The following is a 19607-nucleotide window of genomic DNA, read 5'->3' as shown; positions in this document are numbered from 1 at the left end:
TCGACGCGGAGCGCCTTAGGCCACATTCAGCCGTCTGTAGATCGTCGGTAGCAGCGTCCCCAGCAGCTTCTGCGACAGGTCCTGGTTGTTGAGAATCTGCGCGGACAGGTCCGCCGAGGATTCCATCGCGCCGATCACCGCGGCCAGGAACTCGCTATGCAGGTCCGGGCTCGCCGAGAACTGCTGCATGGAGTTGTTCTGCGCCTGCTGCTGCAACGTCTCGGACTCTTCGAGCCGATCCCGGATGTGGGTGACTACGTTGCGCACGCTCGAATCGGGGTGATCACCGGAGAACAGGTCGTTGATCTTCGCGATGACCTCCTCGAGCGCCACCATCTCCGGATCGCGGACGGTGCCGGTACCGGCCTCCTTGGCCGGTGCGAGGGCGACGTCGCCGGTGAGCTTGCCGTCGGTGGTGGCCTGCTCGTGCTGGGCGATGTAGTCGAAGTCGACGGTGGACAGGTCGATCTCGTGTCGGAGCTGGTCCCGGGTGATCTGCGGGGCCAGGTGCCGCAGAAAGATCGACAGCTTCTCGAGCGACGGGTCCTCGTAGTCGACGATCTGGGACAGGAAGTCGTACTGGCGCAGGAAGGTGCCGACGTCCTTGCGGAACATCTCGAGCTCGTCGAGCGCGACGGTGTCCCCGGCCTCGGTGGCGGTGCGTTCCCGGTCGCGGAACCGATCCCTCGCCGGGGTGATCCACTTGGTCAGCGCGTTGTTGCCCTTGTCGGCGAGGTAGTCGGCGACCAGGCCGTCGACCTCGGAGTCGAGGTAGACCCCGGCCGCGTCGAGCTTGGCCATCGTGGTGTGCACGATGTTCGGGTCGGTGACATCGGCGAGGGTGGTGGCCTGGTAGTACGGCTCGAACGCCTCGACGATCTCCTCGGCGGTGTTGGCGAAGTCCAGCACGAACGTCTGATCCTTGCCCGGGGCGGTGCGATTGAGCCGTGAGAGGGTCTGCACAGCGGCGACGCCGGAGAGCTTCTTGTCGACGTACATCGCCACCAGCAGCGGCTGGTCGAATCCGGTCTGGAACTTGTTGGCCACGAGCATCACCTGGTACTCGTCGGTGGCGAACGCCTCCCGCAGCTCCCGCCCCTTCAGACCGGGGTTAAGGGTGGTCTCGGTGGCCTTCTCGACGCCCGAGTCGAGGTCGGTGACCTCGCCGGAGAACGCCACCAGCGCGGCGACGTGGGTGTAGCCGTGGTCGGCGACGTACCGGTCGAAGGCGAGCTTGTAGCGCACCGCGGCCTTGCGCGAGGAGGTCACCACCATCGCCTTCGCGTGACCACCGAGCCGCCGGGCGACGTTGCTGCGGAAGTGCTCGACGATGATGCCGACCTTCTGCGAGATGTTCGTCGGGTGTAGCTTGACCCAGTTCATCACCGACTTGATCGCGGCCTGCTTGTCCACCAGTTCGCCGTCGACGCCGTCGGTGACGGCGACGGTGCCCGCGGTCGCGGTGGTCTCGGACTCGTACGAGCGGCCGCTGTGGGTGAGCCGGAACGCGGTCTTGTAGGGGGTGTAGTTCTTGAGCACGTCGAGGATGAAGCCCTCCTCGATCGCCTGCTGCATCGAGTACAGGTGGAACGGCTGCGGCGTGCCGTCCGGCCCCGGGCGTCCGAACAGCTCCAAGGTCTTGTTCTTCGGGGTCGCGGTGAACGCGAAGAACGACAGGTTCGTCGCCTGCGCCCGTGCGGTCATCTCCGCCGCCAGGATGTCCTCGGCGTCCACGGTGCCACCGTCGGCGAGTTCGTCGATCTCCGTGGCCGTCAGGGCCGATTTGAGACGCTTGGAGGCTTCCCCGGCCTGAGACGAGTGCGCCTCGTCGGCGAGGACCGCGAAGTTCTTCCCCTTGAGCTTGGCCTGGTGGCGGATCAGCTCGAGTGCGTACGGGAAGGTCTGGATGGTGACGATGATGATCTTCGTCCCACCCGCGAGCGCGTCCGCCAGCAGCTGCGACTTCGGTCCGCCGAGCCCGTCGATGTGTGCCACCACGCCGGGGGTGCGGTCGATCTGCCGGATCGCCTCCTGCAACTGCGCGTCGAGGACGTTGCGGTCCGTGATGACAAGGACCGAATCGAACACCGGCGCGTTGGTGTCGTCGTGCAGCACCGACAGCCGGTGCGCGAGCCACGAGATCGAGTTGGTCTTGCCCGAGCCGGCCGAGTGCTGGATCAGGTAGCGATGTCCCGGTCCCTCGGCACGGGCCGCGGCGATCAGCTTCGTCACCGCCTCCCACTGGTGGTAGCGCGGGAAGAGCATCGTCTGGCTGCGGGTCTTCTTCCCCGAGACCGGATCGTGCTTCTCGGTGATCTGCAGGTGCAGGAACCGGCCGAGGATGTCGAGCCAGGTGTCGCGCTGGAAGATCGTCTCCCACAGGTACGCCGTCGGTGACCCGTCCGGGTTCGGGGGGTTTCCGGCATGCCCGTGATTGCCCCGGTTGAACGGCAGGAAGACGGTGTCCTTTCCCGCGAGCTTGGTGGTCATCTGCACCTCGCTGTTCGACACCGCGAAGTGCACCACCGCCCTCGACCCGAACGCCAGCAGCGGCTCACCCTTCGGCAGACGATCGTGCTTGTACTGCAGCACCGCGTCCGTGATGTTCTGAGTGAAGTCGGTCTTCAGCTCCGCCGTAGCGACGGGGATGCCGTTGACGAAAAACACCAGGTCGATGCTGTTGTGGTGGCGGGTCGAGTAGTGCACCTGTCGCATCACCCGCAGCCGCACCGCCTCGTACTTCTTCGCGGTGGTGGCGTTGAGCGAGGTGTTCGGCCGGAACTGGCACATCGAGAACTGGGCATTGAGGTCCTTGAACCCCCGCCGCAGCACCGACAGGGTGCCGCCGTTCGCCTTCGGATCGGCATCGAGCGCCTTCGCCAAGGTAGCCAACACCCCCTGCCGCGCCTTCGCCAGCGCCTCTCCGGTCAACTCCGACTTGACCCGCTTCGCGAGTTGCTCCGGCTGCGTATCGGCCAGCCATCCGAACACGTCTGCGGGGAACAGGGCGAGTTCCCGGTCGTAACCGACATCCGTCGGCGAGTGCAGCCACCCATGTGTCGCGAGGTGTTCGCAGAGTTCGGTCTCGAATGCTGACTCATGGTGCTGAGCCATGTCAGACCGCTCCTCGTACGTCGATCTTGCCTGTCACTGCATCTGCTATCAGCGCGGAACGGTACTCACGCATCGTCTCGATTACCGCGTTTGCCTTGTCGATGAGGGCGTCGATCTTGGCGCATCGCCTATCGAGGAAATCAACGATCGTCTGTTGTTCTGGCTGTGGCGGGAGTGTGATCACTAGGGATCGGATTTCTTCGACATTAATCCTCTTGAAAGTCGAACCAATCATCATGAGGTCGATCTGGGTCCGGACCAGGCCGGAACGAAGGACATACCACGCATACTCTGAGTCCAACTCCTGCGAATCTGGTCGCAGCAGACAGACATCTTGTCCCATCGCGAATGGTACTGAGCCATTCGGGACCTGGGCCACTTCGCCGACGGTGGCATTCCTACTAAAGATTAAATCGCCCGCGCGCGGATGACGCCCTCCCTCGATCAAGAGGTTGTAGAAGGTATCGGTGGTCTCCTTCGCTTCGGATAGGTCCACATACCGGGATTGAACCTCGCGGATACTTGCGAGTGGGAATCCATCGTCTACGAACTCCGCCGTAACGTGCTTGCAGTCCCGTACAACACATACGTGCTTCAGCGGAGTGAGCACCCAGCCGCTTGGGACAGTGCGCAGTCCTGGGAACTCGGACGTCGTCATCTTGACGTCGGGGTCGAGGCCCTCGGCAACGGCGTGGGTGATGGTGGCGGTGCGGTCTTCGCGCAGGGTGGCAATGAGTTGCTCCTGCTTGCCGATCAGCGCATCGATCTTGGCGGTCTCACGATCGAGGAATCTGGCGATGGCGCATTGTTCATCGCGCGGAGGCACAGCAAGGGTGATCTGCTTCATGGCCGAGTACCTGGTAGACCACAGATCAGCGACGATTCCGCTCCCGAATCTGTAGAACTCCTCCTGGAACGCTCTGCTTCGAAGCAGGTGATGGACGAAGCTGGTCTCGATATCCCTGGGCTCAAGGACTGTCGATATCACGGACACACTGCCATCTCGATCTGAGACCCCAGCAGATCCCTTCCGGTCGGACCGGCTGTTGATGACAAAGTCACCGGCGAGTACGAGCTTGCGGTTCTCGGGATTGTCGGTCTTCGCGGCGGTCTCGAGTTGTGGGACGATCCCCTCCTTCGTCACCGATAGCGGTGGGTAGTCAGTGTCACTGACCGTCGTCTTCCGCTCTGTGAAGTGGAAACCGAGTGGGCGAAGCTGCCAGTGCGTAGGGACATCCCCGAGCCATTGTTCATCCGTGTTCCGGTACGCGTCGTACGCACGCCAGTTCACGCTCCGACCTCCATGAGCATGGCCTGGATTTCGGTGACGAGGCCGCGCAGGTCCTTCTGGATTTCTTCGAGCGGCCGAGGGGGCACGTATCGGTAGAAGTGCCGGGTGAAGGGTATCTCGTAGCCGATCTTGGTCTTGTCGTGATCGATCCAGGCATCCGGCACGTGTGGCAGCACCTCGCGGGCGAAGTACTCCTCGATGTCCTCGGCCAGCGGCACGTTCTCGGTGTCGCGCAGCGCCGGGTCGGGTTCGGGTTCGCCCTTGGAGTTGGTGACGATGTCGGCCTCGGGGTCGTGCTCCCCGAAGGTCGACCAGATGGTCTTCACCAGCGGAGCGCCGGGTCGGCTGATCCCGGCGTCGCGCAGAGCACCTTTGAGTTCGTCGACGAAGGTGTCCCGGTTCGTCCACTTCCAGCCGACGAGGGTCTCGAGTGCCTTGCGGATCGCGGCCTGTTCGCCGTCCTTGAGCTTGGCGATGCTCTTCTGGGCGAGAACCTCCTCGATCCCGTCCTCGGTCGGCTCGAATCGCAGTTGGAGAGGGCGTTCGACGGTGACGGTGGCGTAGCCGAACTCCTCGCCGCGGAAGACCTTGGAGTGGGCAGGATGGGTGTCGGTGCCCTTCTCGTTGCGATACCGGTCGTAGAGCTTGCAGATGCGCTCGATGTCCTCGGGGCGAAGATACTTGCGCTTGGAGCCGAGTGACTTGCGCATCTTGCCGTACATGTCGACGGCGTTGATCAGCTGGACCTTGCCGCGACGCTGCTCGGGCTTGTTGTTGTCGAGAATCCAGATGTAGGTGCTGATGCCCGTGTTGTAGAACATGTCCACCGGCAGCGCGATGATCGCGTCGAGCAGGTCGTTCTCGATGATCCACTGCCGGATGTTCGACTCTCCCGACCCCGCCCCGCCGGTGAACAGCGGCGAGCCGTTGAGCACCATCGCCAGGCGGCTGCCGCCCTCGCCGCCCCGGACGGGCTGCATCTTCGAGATCAGGTGCAGCAGGAACAGCAGCGATCCGTCGGAGACGCGGGGCAGGCCGGGGCCGAAGCGGCCGGCGAAGCCGCGCTGCTCGTACTCGTCGGTCACTGCCTTCTGCTGGGTCTTCCACTCGACCCCGAAGGGCGGGTTGGACAGCAGAAAGTCGAAGTGCCGTCCGGAGTGGCCGTCGTCGGTGAGGGTGTCACCGAGGTAGATGTTGTCGACGTCCTGCCCTTTGATGATCATGTCGGACTTGCACATCGCGTACGAGCGCGGGTTGATCTCCTGCCCGTAGAGCACCGGGCGGGCACTGTGGTTCATCTCGATCAGGTGGTCGTAGGCCGTCGAGAGCATCCCGCCGGTGCCCGCGGCGGGGTCGTAGATGGTGCGCACGGTGCCGGGCTTGGTCAGCGCGTCGTCCGCAGTGTGGAAGAGGATGTCGACCATCAACGCGATCACCTCACGCGGGGTGAAGTGATCACCGGCCTGTGCGTTGTTGGATTCGGCGAACCTGCGGATGAGCTCTTCGAAGATGTAGCCCATGTCGTGCCCGGAGACGACCTTCGGGTGCAGATCGACCGCGGCGAACTCCTTGACGATCAGATACAGCCGGTCCGACTTCTGCAGATCGGCGATCAGGTCCGGCATCCGGAACCCCTCGAACACGTCCCTCACGTTCGGGGAGAACCGCTCGATGTAGTCGATGAGGTTGTCGGCGACACCTTCCGGATCGGAGACCAAGGAGGCGAACGTCCACCGAGAGGTGTTGTAGAACGGCAGCTTGAACTTGCTCTTCAGCACCACGCCGGGGTCAATCTTGAGCCCCTGGACCTTCTGGTACTCGGCGAGGACCTGGTCCTTGGTCGGCTCGAGGATGCTGTCCAGCCGCCGCAGGATCGTGAACGGCAGGATCACGTCGCCGTACTGGTTCGGCTGATACGGCCCGCGGAGCAGGTTCGCGATGCTCCAGATCAGGTCGGCATTGGTCTTCGCCATGGTGGGGCTGGTCTCCTCGGTCGGTCGGTCCGGATGAAGTTACCCGAACGAAACAGACAGTCGGAGCAGACACTGCGGGTCGGGCGTGTACCTGAGGTGTCGACGAACCTTCCGTGCCCGTTACCCACTGAACGGCTTTCGCGGCACTCGCCCACCCCCGGTCGCGCCGGACCCCTCTGACCGTTCCCCATCTGGCTGTCGATCGCCCGCAGTGAACAACAACGCAGGAGTGCTCTCGCGTGCACGGTGGAGGCCACCAACGGGGTGTCAGTCGTCGCGGCGCTCGATGTCGGGAGTGGAGGCGTCGAGGTACGTAAACGGTTCGTAGGTCACTGTCATGCCGGAACCGGCACCATCCACCAGTTGGGCGGACGTCCCGTTGGACCATTCGCCGACGGTGTTGTGGTAACCGTCGGCTTCCCACCCCCCGACTTGGGTACTCACGTAGTCATTCAGATCGTCCAGGTTCGCGAAGAACGTCACCACCTTGGGCTTGATGAGCACGCCCTGCATCCGCAACGACTCCTCCAGGCCGTAGTAGCCTCGGCCGCTGCCGGCCCAGACGTCCTCGAGGGGCACGACCAGGTCGGCGGGATTGCGGACTGCAACAGGCTTCCAACCGTCGCGCGGGGGTTTTCCCTCGAGCACCCGCTCGGGTGCCCCGCTCAACGTCACAAGGGCCGTCATCTCCGCGGTCGACAACTCCCGAAACGCCGCCGGTCCATTCACCGCGACCGAATGCTCCAGCGGTGTACCTACCTTCCGCTCATGGATCGGAAACGCGGGCGTGAGCCAGTGGATGGGTTGGAGGAAGATCGTGCGATCGCCGGCCTCCCCAGTCAGCCTGGCGACCGTGCAGAACCCCACCACAGACTTCGAGTCGGTCTGATAGGCCGCTACTACGTCGCCGGCCGCGACATCTTCGGCGAGGTGCTTGGACACCTCCGGCGACAACGTGGAGTAGTCCCCACCCCAGTCGGTCGGCTCACCCCGACTGAACACGCCCCGCAGCCAATCTCCGGCATATCCGGACGGTCCGCCTTCCTCGGCGTTGCACTTGTAGAGCCAGTACGTCAACGTGTGTTCCCTTCGTGGCGGCACGGTTGCGGAACGAATAGACCGATGGTCACCACATCATGGAGCCACCTCAATGCGAAAGTCATGCCCGACACGCGGTTACGCGTGAACCGGTCGAACGGTGGCCAGGCGGTACCTATGCGGCCGAGTCAGTGTCTTCGGCGAGCAATCGATACAGCGTCGCGCGGCTGACGCCGAGGTACTTGGCGATGTCCTTGCCGGTGTGCCCGTCGGCTTTCATCCGGCGGGCGGTGGCGATCGCCTGGGCGTCGTGGACCTTGCGGGGGCGACCGAACTTGGTGCCGTTTCTCCGCGCCGACTCGCGTTTGAGGGCGGTGCGTTCCTTAGCCAGCTCGCGCTCGAACTCGGCCATCGAGGCGAGCACTCCGATGACCATCCGTCCGGTGGCCGTCGACGAGTCGATGCCGTCCGAGGTCGAGACCAGGGTGACACCCCGCTTCGTCAGTGCACGGACCACCTCAAGGATGTGCAGCGTGTTGCGGCCGAGCCGGTCGAGCTTCCACACGACGACGGTGTCCCCCTCGCGGACGTACTCAAGCAGCGCGGCGAGTCCCGGCCGATCGTCGCGGGCACCGGACATCTTGTCCTGGAAGACCTTGGTGACGCCGGCCGCATCGAGGGCGGCCTCCTGCTGTTCGAGGGTCTGCGCCACGGTGGAGACGCGGACGTACCCGATGCAGGTGCCGGTTTTGGCGACTGTCTCGCTCACACATCCAGCATGTGTCAAATGTCGTCGGGCGTCAATAATGAGACACTGCGTTGTGAGACAAACATTCGAGACACATCGACCTGCGGGAATGGACGTCGCACAGGCCTCGGCCGCGATTGTCTCAATGAGAACTAATTTGAGACACCTTCGCCGCAGCGGTCGACTCGTCAATATGAAAGTCACGCACGGTAGATTCGCCCCATGACCTTCCCGGACCCCACAACTGGATGGGTTACGTTTTTTGTTGTCACGGCGACAGTTGCGGGCGCAATATTCGCGCTGCTCACCGTCGCCCTCCAGGTCAGTCGAGACGGCTGGAAGAACAGCCCCCTTCGGACATACGCCGCGTTCTTTGCAGTTAGCGAGCTCGCCGCTCCCCTATTCGTAAGCCTCATCGCACTGATACCTCCCGCCCACCGATGGTGGCTAGGAGCGCAGATTGCGGGTTCCGTCGGACTGTTCCTGATTCTGGGATTCCTTGGACTATTTGCGTTCACCTGGGGCGAGAGGTCCCGGAGTGCCTTCCGCCCGCTCGACTATTTCCAAGTGGTTGGGAGCTGCTTGGTATCTGGAACCGTCTTTTTTCTGCTCCTCTTCTCGAGCCTTAATCGTGACGACGGGAGTCCGATCGCAGCGCTGTGCGTATGGCTTGTGATGTCCGGCATCAGCGAATCGTGGCTGCTACTCATCGCCAAGCCAGCAGTACCGCGCATTTCGGGCGCAGCGGCATACTCGCCAGGGGGTCGGCAAAGTCGCGTAATCCCACGTCAAATGCTCAAGAGCAGGTCGACGGGACGATGTGGGTCTCGGCCGTGATGCCGTAGCGCGGCGGCGATGTTGGTGTGCCCGGCGAGACGGAACCACCCGATGACGGTGTTACGGAGGGTGGCCATGACCTGCAGTCCGGCCGGTGCGCGCCTCAGTCAGGGCGAAGTAGAGCACCGGCGTCGCCCACGCGAGCACACCAATACCGGCGAACCACACCACGCGCGCGGTCTCGCTCTGCAGCAACGCGGAGTTAAGCACCGTCCACATCGCGAGCACGACGAACACGACCACACCGATCAGCACCCAGTCGAGCACGAACGCCGCCGCACGCACACCGAACGTCGCCGGCATGCCGGGAGCCCGGGACGGACCCGCCACCGGCGGGGAGGGCCGCCTCGGCGGTATCGGGTCGGTACCCGGCGACGGTATCGGCTCCGTCGGCCGCGCAGAGACCGGAGCGGACACCGCTGCGCGGGCCAGGCGCTCGAGCACGAACGCGGTGACCGCCAGCCCCAGCAGCACCAGGGTCAGCGCACAGGCCAGGACGAGACCGAAGCCAGCGGAGAACTCGCCCTGCGACCAGTCCACGTTGTTGTCGAAGACCGCGCCCCGGACGTTGAACATCTGCGACAGCGCGGTCACGAAGCCGATCAGCGCGAGCACCGCCACCGTGACCGCCGCGGCCGCCCGCACCCGCATCCCCATGGACGTCAGGCCGGCACCGGCGACGAGCAATCCCAGCCAGATCGCCCAGACACCGGCGCTGCCGGTCTCGTCTTCGAGCGCAGCGGCCGCGTTGCTCTCGACGAACCCGACGTAGTCCGGATCGAGACCACCCAAGGTGACCATGGCATCGCCGATCCCGTTCATCGACGCGGTTGCCGAGGTGCGCGTCCCGTCGTCGTAGTACATGTCGTTGATGTGGCCCCACTCTAGGAACACCGACAAGGCGAGCACTAGACCGCCAGCGACGATAGCCAATCCCACCATCCAGCGCGGGCTGCCACCGACCACAGGGGCCGGATCAGGTTCGCGCGGCCCGGGGCCGCGCCGAAACGACGGGTCGGGTGCGAAGCCGTTGCTCATGGTTACCCCCTGGCTGTCACCGGAGTCTTCACCCGAACCGCGGAGCCACCCGCTGCCGGCCTCCGCGGCGCGCGGAACCACACGCGCGTGCCCCTGCGGCCAGTCACGTCAGGTCACCGTCGACGCGGAACACTGTGGTCCACTGCCGCACCGACTCGTGGCCAGTGTCTGCCGCGACCTGCTCGAGGGCACAGGTGCGCTGGCGCAGCCGCTCATCGAGAAATCGCTCGAGCACCGCGGCGCGGGACGGAGCGGCGGTGTTGACGATGGCCTCGATGTGCCCGGCCCCCCGGGCCGAGCGACAGGTGCGGTGCGGGGTGGTGCCGTGATCGTGCAGGACATGTTCGAGGAACTCCCGGTAGTCGCGCACGTACTTCAACCGCCCGCCCAGTCGGCGCTGGTCGTGACGGTCCGCCGTGCAGGCACGACGTGTAGCGAGAAGGCGCTCCCGGATACGGACAAGCCGCACGACGGCGCGAATCTCTTGAGTCAACGTCCTCGGGCACAAACAGGTCGTCGGCGTGGGCATAGTACTTGCACTCCCCCTGTGTCGATGCGTGCGACAGCGATGACGCTGTCCTCATCCCCGACACGGGCGCATACCACCTTCACGTCACTGCAAAACACACAAACCGGCGCGAGTGGACGGCATCGCGGCCCGCTGGCGTGTGCGTGCTTGCCGGGAGGTGCTCGAGGTCGCACCGCGCTCCTGTAGGCCGGCATGTACGTGCCGCATGACTTCGCACCACCCCCGTCCTACTAGCTGACCCGGCCGCTACCAGCAGGTCGCCGTGGAATTACATGAAGCCGGTTCCTGGTGATGGGACCTGCCGGACGCTCTCGTCGCACCCATCGACGACGAGCTTGTCGCGATCGAGGGCCGAGTGATCCACCGCCTGGTACCCGGGAGCGTGACCCCAAGCGCCGCGAACGCAAGATCAGGCACGCACCCTCTCCTCGGGGCACCTGGCGTGCGAGGTGTGCAACTTCGACTTCGAGTGGACCTACGGCGTTCTCGGTGCGGGTTACGCCCACATCCATCACGTCGTGCCCCTGCACGCCTCCGGCGTAGTGAGGAACTCGCTCGACGATCTGGTGGTGGTGTGCGCCAACTGCCCATGTCATGCTGCATCACGGCCGGCGCTGGAAGACACCCGAGGAACTGCGGAACCTGATCCAGCTGAACGAATAGTCCTTCCTGTCAGCGTTCGAGGCGCACCCCCGAAACCAGCCGCTCAGAGTTGGTCGATGGGATGCGGTTCTCCGACCTGCGCGCAGCCGTCGACCAGTTCGTCCAGCTTCCGCAAAATCTGACCCCACATCTCCCGCGGCACGACCGCCTTCACCGCCGCGGTGATCCGCTGGAGCTGGACCATCAGGTCGGGAACGTCCGGGCTAGGAGAGGTCTCCTGTGTGATGGCGTGGAGCTTCTCCGCGGCCCGCAGCCCGATCTCGACGCTCACGGTGGTGCCATCGTCGATAAGGTTTTGGAACGCCTTCTGCATGACGACCTCGAACATCGCAATCGGCGTCAGCGCGACTGCCACGCCCTCGGCGAAGTCGATGCGGTTCTCCCGGGCGCGGCGTTCGACGACCTCCCGATAGGTGGCCGCCGCCGTCTGCTGCACCGGAAAGTGCCGCGCGCAGTGCCGACGGACCGAGTCGACCGTGACTCTCTGCTCGTCCGCCGTGGCGTCCTCCGCGGCGAGAGCCCGGACGATGCCCGCATACGACGCTCCCCGAGCCAACATCTGGTTCACCGTCCCGCGGACATAGTCGTCCCGGCACACCCGACAGCGCGGTTCGATCCGCGGACTGTGCGCGCCCTCAGTCAGGGCTACGGACCCGAGCGCTTCGTCGACGAGGTCGCCGACGACCTGTGACTCATACATGACTGTGCTCCTTACGACCAGGGCGTATTCCGCCTCACTTCTTATTGCTTCAACAGGCACCTGAGCGGCACTACGCCGCACTTGCTCTCCGATTGCCGATCTTCCGCGGAGTGGACTTCTCTACGGCCAGCGGCACGCGGACAGCGCAGGACCGTCGAACCGCGGGTCGTCTTACGGCATCGGAGTGATTCACCGACGACGGTGGTTGCCCACCTCATCCGGACAACCATCGGAGGTGCTCGGGGGTGCGGTGGGCCGCGGGGAGGTGGACAAAGGTGGACGTTGTCCACCTCGACTGCGAATCGCCGCGAAGTCCGCCCCGCAAAACCCCTGGTTAACAACAAAATGGTCTTTCACGTAGGAGAAATTCCTACGGGGTGGGGTGGACAATGTCCACGTGTCCACCCCCTGTCCACCCGGTCGGTCCTACGCAAGACACAGCTTCTTATCCTCACCCATGACTACGTGGCCTGCGTCGATCTGCACCGCGACGGCGTCGTCGAGATGGTCCCGGTCTCGCGACGGGAGCTTCTTCCTGACCGCCCCGCGCGTCATCGGGCCGTTCGCGGTGAGGTAAGCGATGATGCGCTGCCCTACCCGCCGGACGGCATCACTCGTCTTGATCTTGTCGACGACCAACTCCCGCTCGGCCTCCAGTCGACCGCGGGCCTCATTCTTCCTGGCCGACACGGTGGCGAGCGCATCGAGCACGGAGTTGCGCACCTGGTCGGACTTGCGCATCACGATCCCGGACAGGTACCAATCCTGCTCGTCGATATTCAGGCGTCCGTCGAGCACCGCCAGAGCAAACGCGACCTTCTCCCGGACGAACAGGGCGTGCCCGTCGAGGGCGTCCGATTCACCGCGCTGCCGAGCCACGTGCGCAGTCTTGATCATCCGCACTGCGCACTCGGGGACTTCGACGACGTACCGTTGCCGATCGTCCCGGAGCAGTTCGGGCAGGATCGACAGGGGTGCCGGTTGCTCCGGAGTGTCTTCCGAGATGGTGGAGTCGGTGGCCGGCATCCACAGGAACCGCTGCGGCGTGCCTCCGGGGGCGTCGTCGATGAGCGGACCGGCCTTCTCGGGCTGCACACCAACGACCATGGTGAGCCGGTAATTGTGCTTGCCGATCAACAGGCGCTTGGACGGATCGGCGTAGCTGAAGCCTATCTCCTCCCCCGAGAACGCACTGCGGAGCCGCGACATGATGGTCGACCCCTGGCGGCCGGCTAGGGCGGTGAGCGTGTCCACCTCCGGGATGGTGAACATCACCGCCGTGCGGTCCCGCTCCAGCGTCCGCCTGGAGATGTGGGCGTACTGGTGTGCCAGGCCCTCACCGGAGCCAGCAGGCGCAGCATGGATCTCGACGGGCAGCACCTCCTCGGCCACACCCTCGCACGATCCCTTCCCGTACCCGGACGGGGCAACCAGGGCGAGCAAGAGGTTCACCGACCCGGGGCTACCGATCAACGGCGGCAGCACCACATTGGGCGGGATCGTGGTCAGCGCCCGGCAGAACACCACACCGAGCACTCCCCACGGCGAGGTCATGCGAGCGTAGGCGAACTGCCGAATCGTGGACAGATACGGGCGGCTGTTCCAGAACTCCTCGAACAGGACCTCGTCGCTCTCCTCGTCGTCGTCCCGGTGACCACCGAGCTGGTCGCGCACCTCGGTGTCGGTCATCGTCGACACCCGCTGCACCGCCCACCGGAACCCGCCACCCACCTCGTCGGGCTGCACCACCCGAGGCGGGTCGAGCACCTGGCACCAGTGGCGTAGCGCCTCCTCGACGGAGAACAGTGCCGCGTCACGATCAGCCTCGGTGATGCACCCGAGCCGGTGGGCCGCTTCCAGCCGGACACAGCGGTCCATCAGCCACTGATGCCGACCATTCCTCGGTCGGTCGGCCCTCCAGCCGGTCACCATCTTCGCCACGTAGGCACACGTGCCCGACCCGAACTTCCAGTCCGACGGCGAACTGACCATCTCACCGAGGGCCGGCGTGTCCGAGTCGATGCGCGGGCACCACTCGTCGAGGAACTCCTCGATCCGCTCGACGCTCAGCGGACCACCGATGTCCCGCTCGGCGTATGCCCCGACGGGGTGGTCCGTGTCCTTCCAGTTCGTCGTGCCGGGGACCCGCAGTATTCGGGCCAGGTCCGACACCGAATCCAGGGAGGCCGAGTACTTCTCGGCGACGTTCGCGGCGAAGCGACCAAACCGGCGACTGAGCTGGCACGCCCGATCCCGAGCATCCGGAGTGTCCAGTCGGCCATCCTCGATCGCCCACAGCGGCTGCAGACCGTGCCCGGAGTGAATCACCACCGACGGCCGGGTACCGATCAGCTCCGACACTCGATCGATGAACTCCTGAGCCTTGCCAAGACCCTGGAACGCCCCCTCCTTGACATCCACATCGAGATACAGCGCGGCCCAGCGAGTCACGTCTCGTTCACTGCCCCTCCTGCCACCGTCGCGGACCGGCCCGGTCGTCGGATTGATCGAGAACCAGACGTCGGCCTCGGCGGGCAGGGAGTTCACCACAGCGCCCGCACGGGCCGACTGGACCACAGCCGACGTGAACCGGCCACCAATGGGCCTATGGCACACACCGGTGAACTCGTCGTCTCTTCCCCCGAGGGTCTCGAGAACGTCATCGAACCTGAGCCGAAGACGCTCGCAATTCGACGATTTTCCTTCCTGGACCGGGGAACTCACGTCACATCCTTCAGGCCCGACATGTTCCCTCGGGCGAACATGAACGGTGACGGTAGGATCGGTGGTGGTCCGGCTGACCATCCGATCCGCCTCGTCCTCAGCGGGGCAGATCTTCTTTCCGGAGTTCACCGCCGATCGCCTCTCGCGAAGGCGGCCTGGATCGAGGCGAGCTGTTCCTGGCTGAGTTCGGGAGCGCGGTCGACCAGCTCCTTCGCCGCCTGGTACGCCTCCTCGTCGATGTTCGGGAACATCGCCCGCAAGTTAGACACGGCGACCACCGGCCTGCTCCTGCTCCCGAAGCCACCGCTCCACCGCTTCGCGGCGGTAGTAGACCTTGTGCCCGATCCGCACATGGGGCGGCCACTCTCCGCCGCCGGTCCGTCCCCTGACCTCCCCGGCCAACGAGATGCCCATCCACTGGGCGAACCTCCGCCGCGACATCAAATCACTCATCCCACTGCTCATCGTGAATCCCTGATCGGTCGATGGCGACCGTCGCCGAGCGGGACGAGGGTGTCCCTCTCGTCTCTTAATGCGGGAGACGGACCAAATGAGAGTGACCGCGAGCGGAATCGATCACTTGAGTCACCTCGGGCTGACGAACGGCCAGTCAACGCATGGAGACAACTCGGTTCTCTACGACCCGGATCGGCTGACGCCGAGACATGGCTGGCACCTCTAGGCATAAGGTCTCGATCAGTAGAGAGAGCCAGGGTCGACGCCATCTTGTTCCTGAGCGACATCGGCATCTGGAGCCACCATCTCGATGGCCAGTTCTTCGTGCTCTTCAACGAACTCGACAGTTCCACGGACCGCAGCGGCAACCTTCCAGAGTGCTTCTGCCAGGTCTCGCGCATCCCAATAGGTGAGGAAAATTGTCAGGTCCGGGCCAGCAACGAAGCGCAGGTTCAACTGCACGTCAGTCTCGATTCCGTCTCCCCACCACACGATCGGAGACGCCTCGGTGTGGTCGACGAAACGATCCGTACTGACCGTGAGCCCCTTGGGACTGAGAGACGGGTATGAATGAGCGTTGGAGCGGTTGTCGTCTTTCATGCTTCCCCCTGTTGGTCACACGCCGACAGCAAAGGCCGCGGTGCTTGACATGCGAGCCCGCAGACGTGCCGAATCGAAGCTCAATGCCCCTGTTTCGCACGGTTCGCAAGACGACGTACCCCCGCGCCGCGTACTGGCAGACATCACAGCTTCTAGTCGCCGCGAGCGTCGAACAACGCCGCGAGAGCCCGTAATCCCTCCGGGAGTCGTGCGCGATTGCCCTGATCGTCCTCGCAGAACGTCTCGAGAAGCTCAGGAGAAGCCACGACCGTTTCCAGAAGCGAGACGGCGAGATCGACAGCGATGGCAGCCTCCATCGCGAATGCCGGTGCCGGCTCTTCGCCCGAAGATGTGTGCAGTTCGAGTTGGACCTGGTGCGCAACCTCCGTCAGGTCGAGATCGGGAGTGTTCCACGCAATGGAAGCAAGTCCGAACCGCTCGACGTGCTGCTCGGGCAGGACGTCAGACAGATAGCGCGCTGGTCGCCGACGGTAGGTGCGTAGCTGGTTGTGAGTCATCGGAATTCCTTCAAACTTGTGGATGACGTCGGAACGTGCATCGATTCCTACTGCACGAGTTCGGAACTGAACTTCGGAACGGTTAGTCCCGTAGCGGATCGCCACGTTGGTCCGATCTCGTACAAGCCCGTTTCTCGCACCAAGACTCGATATCAGGCCAGCGGTAGCGAATCTGCCGGCCGGTGACCCGGATGAACTGGGGGCCGATCCCGAGGTAGCGGAGTTGAGCGCTCTGTTGCTTGGTGATGCCAGCAAACGCGCAGAAGTCGGCATCGGTCGCCAGTGGTCGCATGTCTGCCATCTCATGCTCCATCATTTTGATGTCTTCCAGCTCATAATCGAGCCATGTACTCCATGATTGACCAAGAGAGCGGAGACGTCAATATGATTCTTGAACACTCTATTTTGATATGTCACACTCAAACTATGCCCCCGAAACAGCGGATCGCTCCCGGGCCGGTCGGCACCACGGTTGCCGCGAACGTGGAACGCCTCCGACAGGCCCGAGGTCTCTCATACGTCGAGGTCAGTCGGCGAATGAAGCAACTGGGTCGCCCGATCGCAGCACTAGGACTTACCCGCATACGCGACCTACAACGGCGTGTCGACGTCGATGACTTGGTAAACCTCGCCCACGCGCTCGACGTAAACCCGGTCGATCTTCTACGTCCGGCGTCCGAAGATTCTGGAGAGCAATCCGAGTGGACTCCTCCTTCTAGCGACGTTCAACAGACCCTTGAGTGGCTCAAGACTCCCGAAGTTCACCGCGGCGAGGCACCACCGTTCCCACCGAACGCGCGCATCGGTCCGGTCCGACTGACGGTTCGAGTCCGACACAACGCACCGCCCATAGAGATCGACCTCGTTCCCGTGCTTGAACACCTCGACGCCACGCAGTCGGAAGAAGGGGACATCGATGGCGACGATTGAGTCCTACTCGACGAAGTCCGGGAAGCGATACCGGGTCCGCTACCGGACGCCGGATCATCGACAGACCGACAAACGCGGTTTTCGCACGAAGCGCGACGCGCTGGCCTTCGCTTCTTCCGTTGAGGTCTCGAAGCTGAAAGGCGAGTACATCGCCCCCGCCGACGCGAGAACGACGATCGGAGACCTCGGAGAAGCCTGGTTGGCTCGGCAGACACACCTCAAACCGTCCTCCCGCCGCCCTGTCGAGACGGCGTGGCGTCTTCGAGTGGCTCCCCGATGGGGTGACGTGCGCTTAGGCAACGTGCGTACCACGGCCGTGCAGCAGTGGGTATCCGACCTCCACACCGGTGTCGGCGGCGAAAAGCCCGTTGGGGCCACCGTCGTGATCCGGACGTATCAGGTCTTGGCAGCGATACTAGACGATGCCGTCCGCGACCGTCTCATCGCCTCGAACCCTGCGCGAGGAATCAAACTTCCGCGCAAGCCGAAGAAGCGACCTGTGTATCTCTCACACGATGAGGTGGCTCGGCTTGCCCAGGCGACCGGACCCTACGAGCCATTGGTGCTCATGCTCGCCTACACCGGCCTTCGATGGGGCGAAGCGACCGGCATGCGAGTGCGCGATCTCAATCTCTTGAAGCGTCGAGCGACCGTCGACGAGAACGCCGTAGAAGTTGGCGGCGAGATCGTCGTCGGGACACCGAAGGGACACAAGCGCCGAACCGTGCCGCTGCCGGCCTTCCTGGTGCCCTATCTGGCCCGTCAGTGCGAGAACAAGGGACCGGGCGATCTGGTGTTCTCGGACGAGAACGGCCATCACCTTCGTCGCCCACACACGAAGTCGGGCTGGTTCGACAAGGCCGTCGCCGCCGCCGAGGTCGCCCGGGTCACGCCCCACGATCTCCGGCATACAGCGGCAAGCCTGGCCGTGTCCGCCGGCGTGAACGTCAAGGCGCTTCAGCGGATGCTTGGGCACGCGAGTGCTGCGATGACTCTCGACGTCTACGCCGACCTCTTCGACGACGACCTCGAAGCGGTCGCCAGCGCTCTATCGGAGGCACGAGCCCAGGCGAGTGTGGGCAAAATGTGGGCAGAGAACGGATCGGCTGCGCAAAAAGAAACCTCTGACCAGGTCTTTCACCGCCACTCCCCTGGTGGGCGCGGAGGGTTTCGAACCCCCGACCGCTGGTGTGTAAAACCAGAGCTCTACCACTGAGCTACACGCCCGCAAATCCGACGGCTCGCGCCGCCGGACTGTGCCTCAGGACTTTAGCGCGGCCAGCGCTCGCACCCAAGCGCCCTGGTCACGGGGTTCGCCGGGCTGATTCTCCTCGGCGAACCGGATGATGCCGTCCTTGTCCACGACGAACGTGCCGCGGTTGGCGAAACCGAACTTGTCGTTGAACACGCCGTAGGCCTGGGCGACGGCGCCGTGGGGCCAGAAATCGGACAGCAGCGGGAAGGTGTAGCCCTGCTCGGCGGCCCAGATCTTGTGCGTGGGCGAGGCCCCCACCGAGACGGCGATGATCGCGGTGTCGTCGTTCTCGTACGTCGGCAGGTCGTCCCGCACGGCGCACAGCTCGCCCTGGCAGACCCCGGTGAACGCCAGCGGGTAGAACACGAGCAGCACGTTCTTGTGCCCGCGGAAGCTCGACAGGGTCACTTCCTGGTTGTTCTGATCCTTGAGTGTGAAATCGGGCGCCTCGGCACCCACCTCGATCGCCATCGCGTCGGTCGTCCTTACTTCGGTGGAGGTGAACTGAGCGGTGCGCTCAGCGCTTGGTGCGGGCGGCCTTCGGCTGCACCAGCCGGCTGCCCACCCAGTCGCCGAGGTTGGCGGTCGAGGTCTGGGTCAGGCCGGCGGTCGTGGCCGATTCGGCGATCTCGCTGGGCTCGACGTGATCCGCGCGGCCGGTCTTCGGGGTCAGCACCCAGACGACGCCCTCGTCTGCGAGCGGGCCGATCGCATCCATGAGCGCGTCGACGAGGTCCCCGTCGCTGTCGCGCCACCAGAGGAGCACCACGTCGACGACCTCGTCGGAGTCCTCGTCGAGCAGGTCCGATCCGATGGTGTCCTCGACGGCGGCCCGCAGGTCGTCGTCCGTGTCCTCATCCCAACCGAGTTCCTGAACCACCTGGTCGTGGGTGATACCGAGCTTCTGAACGTAGTTCTGGGCGTCCGCCGCGGCGACCACGGTGGTGTCCTCCTTCGGTTGGGCCGCGGGCCTGCCGCGTACCGGATGTCACGAGCGATTTTTCAAAGCGAACATCCTCGGGGGGCTCAACGCAAGCCGAATCGCAAGGAAAGTCACAACATTCTTCCGGGGACGTTACCGCGAGGAGCTCCGCACCGCCGATTCTGCCGCGCGGAGTCGAACGGTCCGGATACCCGCCTCGCGGCCGCTTCACACCCGGGGGGATGCCTCCCACCGCGCGATGGGGGAAGAT

17 protein-coding genes, 1 tRNA gene and 1 pseudogene are annotated in these 19607 nt (G+C 64.4%); 3 read left to right on the top strand and 16 right to left on the bottom strand.

Annotated features, from left to right (window positions below):
• Positions 1-15 precede the first annotated feature (15 nt).
• From OCS65_RS13035 to OCS65_RS13005, 7 genes are all read right to left on the bottom strand, one after another.
• Positions 16-3114: a type I restriction endonuclease subunit R gene (locus OCS65_RS13035; protein WP_263510316.1), complete on the bottom strand. Its 3099-nt coding sequence runs from the start codon at positions 3112-3114 to the stop codon at positions 16-18.
• Position 3115: 1 nt separating this feature from the next.
• Positions 3116-3961: a restriction endonuclease subunit S gene (locus OCS65_RS13030; protein ID WP_263510315.1), complete on the bottom strand. Its 846-nt coding sequence runs from the start codon at positions 3959-3961 to the stop codon at positions 3116-3118.
• 440 nt (positions 3962-4401) lie between these two features.
• The gene (locus OCS65_RS13025) at positions 4402-6378 is read right to left on the bottom strand and encodes a type I restriction-modification system subunit M (protein ID WP_263510314.1); all 1977 of its coding nucleotides are present in this window, start codon (positions 6376-6378) and stop codon (positions 4402-4404) included.
• 267 nt (positions 6379-6645) lie between these two features.
• Positions 6646-7455, bottom strand: coding sequence for a hypothetical protein (locus OCS65_RS13020; protein ID WP_263510312.1), 810 nt, complete (start codon positions 7453-7455; stop codon positions 6646-6648).
• Between the two features lie 136 nt (positions 7456-7591).
• Positions 7592-8185: a recombinase family protein gene (locus OCS65_RS13015; protein ID WP_263510311.1), complete on the bottom strand. Its 594-nt coding sequence runs from the start codon at positions 8183-8185 to the stop codon at positions 7592-7594.
• Positions 8186-9061: 876 nt separating this feature from the next.
• Positions 9062-10120, bottom strand: a complete 1059-nt coding sequence (locus tag OCS65_RS13010) for a hypothetical protein (protein ID WP_263510310.1) — start codon at positions 10118-10120, stop codon at positions 9062-9064.
• A 22-nt stretch (positions 10121-10142) separates the two neighbouring features.
• Positions 10143-10409, bottom strand: coding sequence for a hypothetical protein (locus tag OCS65_RS13005; RefSeq protein WP_263510309.1), 267 nt, complete (start codon positions 10407-10409; stop codon positions 10143-10145).
• A 608-nt stretch (positions 10410-11017) separates the two neighbouring features.
• On the opposite strand from OCS65_RS13005, the gene OCS65_RS29945 reads away from it, so the two are divergent.
• Positions 11018-11353, top strand: coding sequence for a hypothetical protein (locus tag OCS65_RS29945; RefSeq protein WP_420833242.1), 336 nt, complete (start codon positions 11018-11020; stop codon positions 11351-11353).
• Here OCS65_RS29945 and OCS65_RS13000 read toward each other — a convergent pair.
• From OCS65_RS13000 to OCS65_RS12975, 6 genes are all read right to left on the bottom strand, one after another.
• The gene (locus OCS65_RS13000; protein WP_263510307.1) at positions 11275-11931 is read right to left on the bottom strand and encodes a hypothetical protein; all 657 of its coding nucleotides are present in this window, start codon (positions 11929-11931) and stop codon (positions 11275-11277) included. The genes OCS65_RS29945 and OCS65_RS13000 overlap by 79 nt on opposite strands.
• Before the next feature lie 426 nt (positions 11932-12357).
• A complete protein-coding gene (locus tag OCS65_RS12995) occupies positions 12358-14382 on the bottom strand; it encodes a hypothetical protein (protein WP_263510306.1) in 2025 nt (674 codons plus the stop codon).
• 398 nt (positions 14383-14780) lie between these two features.
• Positions 14781-14906, bottom strand: a complete 126-nt coding sequence (locus OCS65_RS12990) for a hypothetical protein (RefSeq protein ID WP_263510305.1) — start codon at positions 14904-14906, stop codon at positions 14781-14783.
• A 10-nt stretch (positions 14907-14916) separates the two neighbouring features.
• Complete coding sequence (locus OCS65_RS12985; RefSeq protein ID WP_263510304.1) at positions 14917-15108, bottom strand: DNA-binding protein; 192 nt, start codon at positions 15106-15108, stop codon at positions 14917-14919.
• Between the two features lie 243 nt (positions 15109-15351).
• Positions 15352-15711, bottom strand: coding sequence for a hypothetical protein (locus OCS65_RS12980; RefSeq protein ID WP_263510303.1), 360 nt, complete (start codon positions 15709-15711; stop codon positions 15352-15354).
• A gap of 152 nt (positions 15712-15863) precedes the next feature.
• Positions 15864-16229: a hypothetical protein gene (locus OCS65_RS12975; protein ID WP_263510301.1), complete on the bottom strand. Its 366-nt coding sequence runs from the start codon at positions 16227-16229 to the stop codon at positions 15864-15866.
• Positions 16230-16574: 345 nt separating this feature from the next.
• Here OCS65_RS12975 and OCS65_RS12970 point away from each other — a divergent pair, with 345 nt between their 5' ends.
• On the top strand, positions 16575-17159 hold the full coding sequence (locus OCS65_RS12970) for a helix-turn-helix domain-containing protein (RefSeq protein ID WP_263510300.1): 585 nt from the start codon (positions 16575-16577) through the stop codon (positions 17157-17159).
• Positions 17146-18261 (top strand): annotated as a pseudogene (locus tag OCS65_RS12965) (tyrosine-type recombinase/integrase); the annotation flags it as partial. The gene OCS65_RS12970 and the pseudogene OCS65_RS12965, both read left to right, overlap by 14 nt.
• Positions 18262-18311: 50 nt before the next feature.
• Here the strand turns inward: OCS65_RS12965 and OCS65_RS12960 are convergent.
• From OCS65_RS12960 to OCS65_RS12950, 3 genes are all read right to left on the bottom strand, one after another.
• Positions 18312-18386 (bottom strand) — tRNA-Val (locus OCS65_RS12960).
• A gap of 34 nt (positions 18387-18420) precedes the next feature.
• A complete protein-coding gene (locus OCS65_RS12955) occupies positions 18421-18885 on the bottom strand; it encodes a peroxiredoxin (protein ID WP_006947670.1) in 465 nt (154 codons plus the stop codon).
• A gap of 46 nt (positions 18886-18931) precedes the next feature.
• Positions 18932-19354, bottom strand: coding sequence for a DUF3052 domain-containing protein (locus OCS65_RS12950; protein WP_006947669.1), 423 nt, complete (start codon positions 19352-19354; stop codon positions 18932-18934).
• Positions 19355-19607 lie beyond the last annotated feature (253 nt).

The organism is Rhodococcus aetherivorans (assembly GCF_025722975.1).
Taxonomy (GTDB): domain Bacteria; phylum Actinomycetota; class Actinomycetes; order Mycobacteriales; family Mycobacteriaceae; genus Rhodococcus; species Rhodococcus aetherivorans.
Note: the sequence above shows the minus strand (reverse complement) of the source record. Positions and strands in the feature narration are given on the sequence as shown.

Coding starts and splice junctions, on each gene's coding strand:
- OCS65_RS12980 (WP_263510303.1), bottom strand. CDS start 15,711: ATGAAAGACGACAACCGCTCCAACGCTCATTCATACCCGTCTCTCAGT.
- OCS65_RS13000 (WP_263510307.1), bottom strand. CDS start 11,931: ATGTATGAGTCACAGGTCGTCGGCGACCTCGTCGACGAAGCGCTCGGG.
- OCS65_RS12990 (WP_263510305.1), bottom strand. CDS start 14,906: ATGTTCCCGAACATCGACGAGGAGGCGTACCAGGCGGCGAAGGAGCTG.
- OCS65_RS12955 (WP_006947670.1), bottom strand. CDS start 18,885: ATGGCGATCGAGGTGGGTGCCGAGGCGCCCGATTTCACACTCAAGGAT.
- OCS65_RS13030 (WP_263510315.1), bottom strand. CDS start 3,961: ATGAAGCAGATCACCCTTGCTGTGCCTCCGCGCGATGAACAATGCGCC.
- OCS65_RS12975 (WP_263510301.1), bottom strand. CDS start 16,229: ATGACTCACAACCAGCTACGCACCTACCGTCGGCGACCAGCGCGCTAT.
- OCS65_RS13035 (WP_263510316.1), bottom strand. CDS start 3,114: ATGGCTCAGCACCATGAGTCAGCATTCGAGACCGAACTCTGCGAACAC.
- OCS65_RS12970 (WP_263510300.1), top strand. CDS start 16,575: ATGTACTCCATGATTGACCAAGAGAGCGGAGACGTCAATATGATTCTT.
- OCS65_RS13025 (WP_263510314.1), bottom strand. CDS start 6,378: ATGGCGAAGACCAATGCCGACCTGATCTGGAGCATCGCGAACCTGCTC.
- OCS65_RS12985 (WP_263510304.1), bottom strand. CDS start 15,108: ATGAGTGATTTGATGTCGCGGCGGAGGTTCGCCCAGTGGATGGGCATC.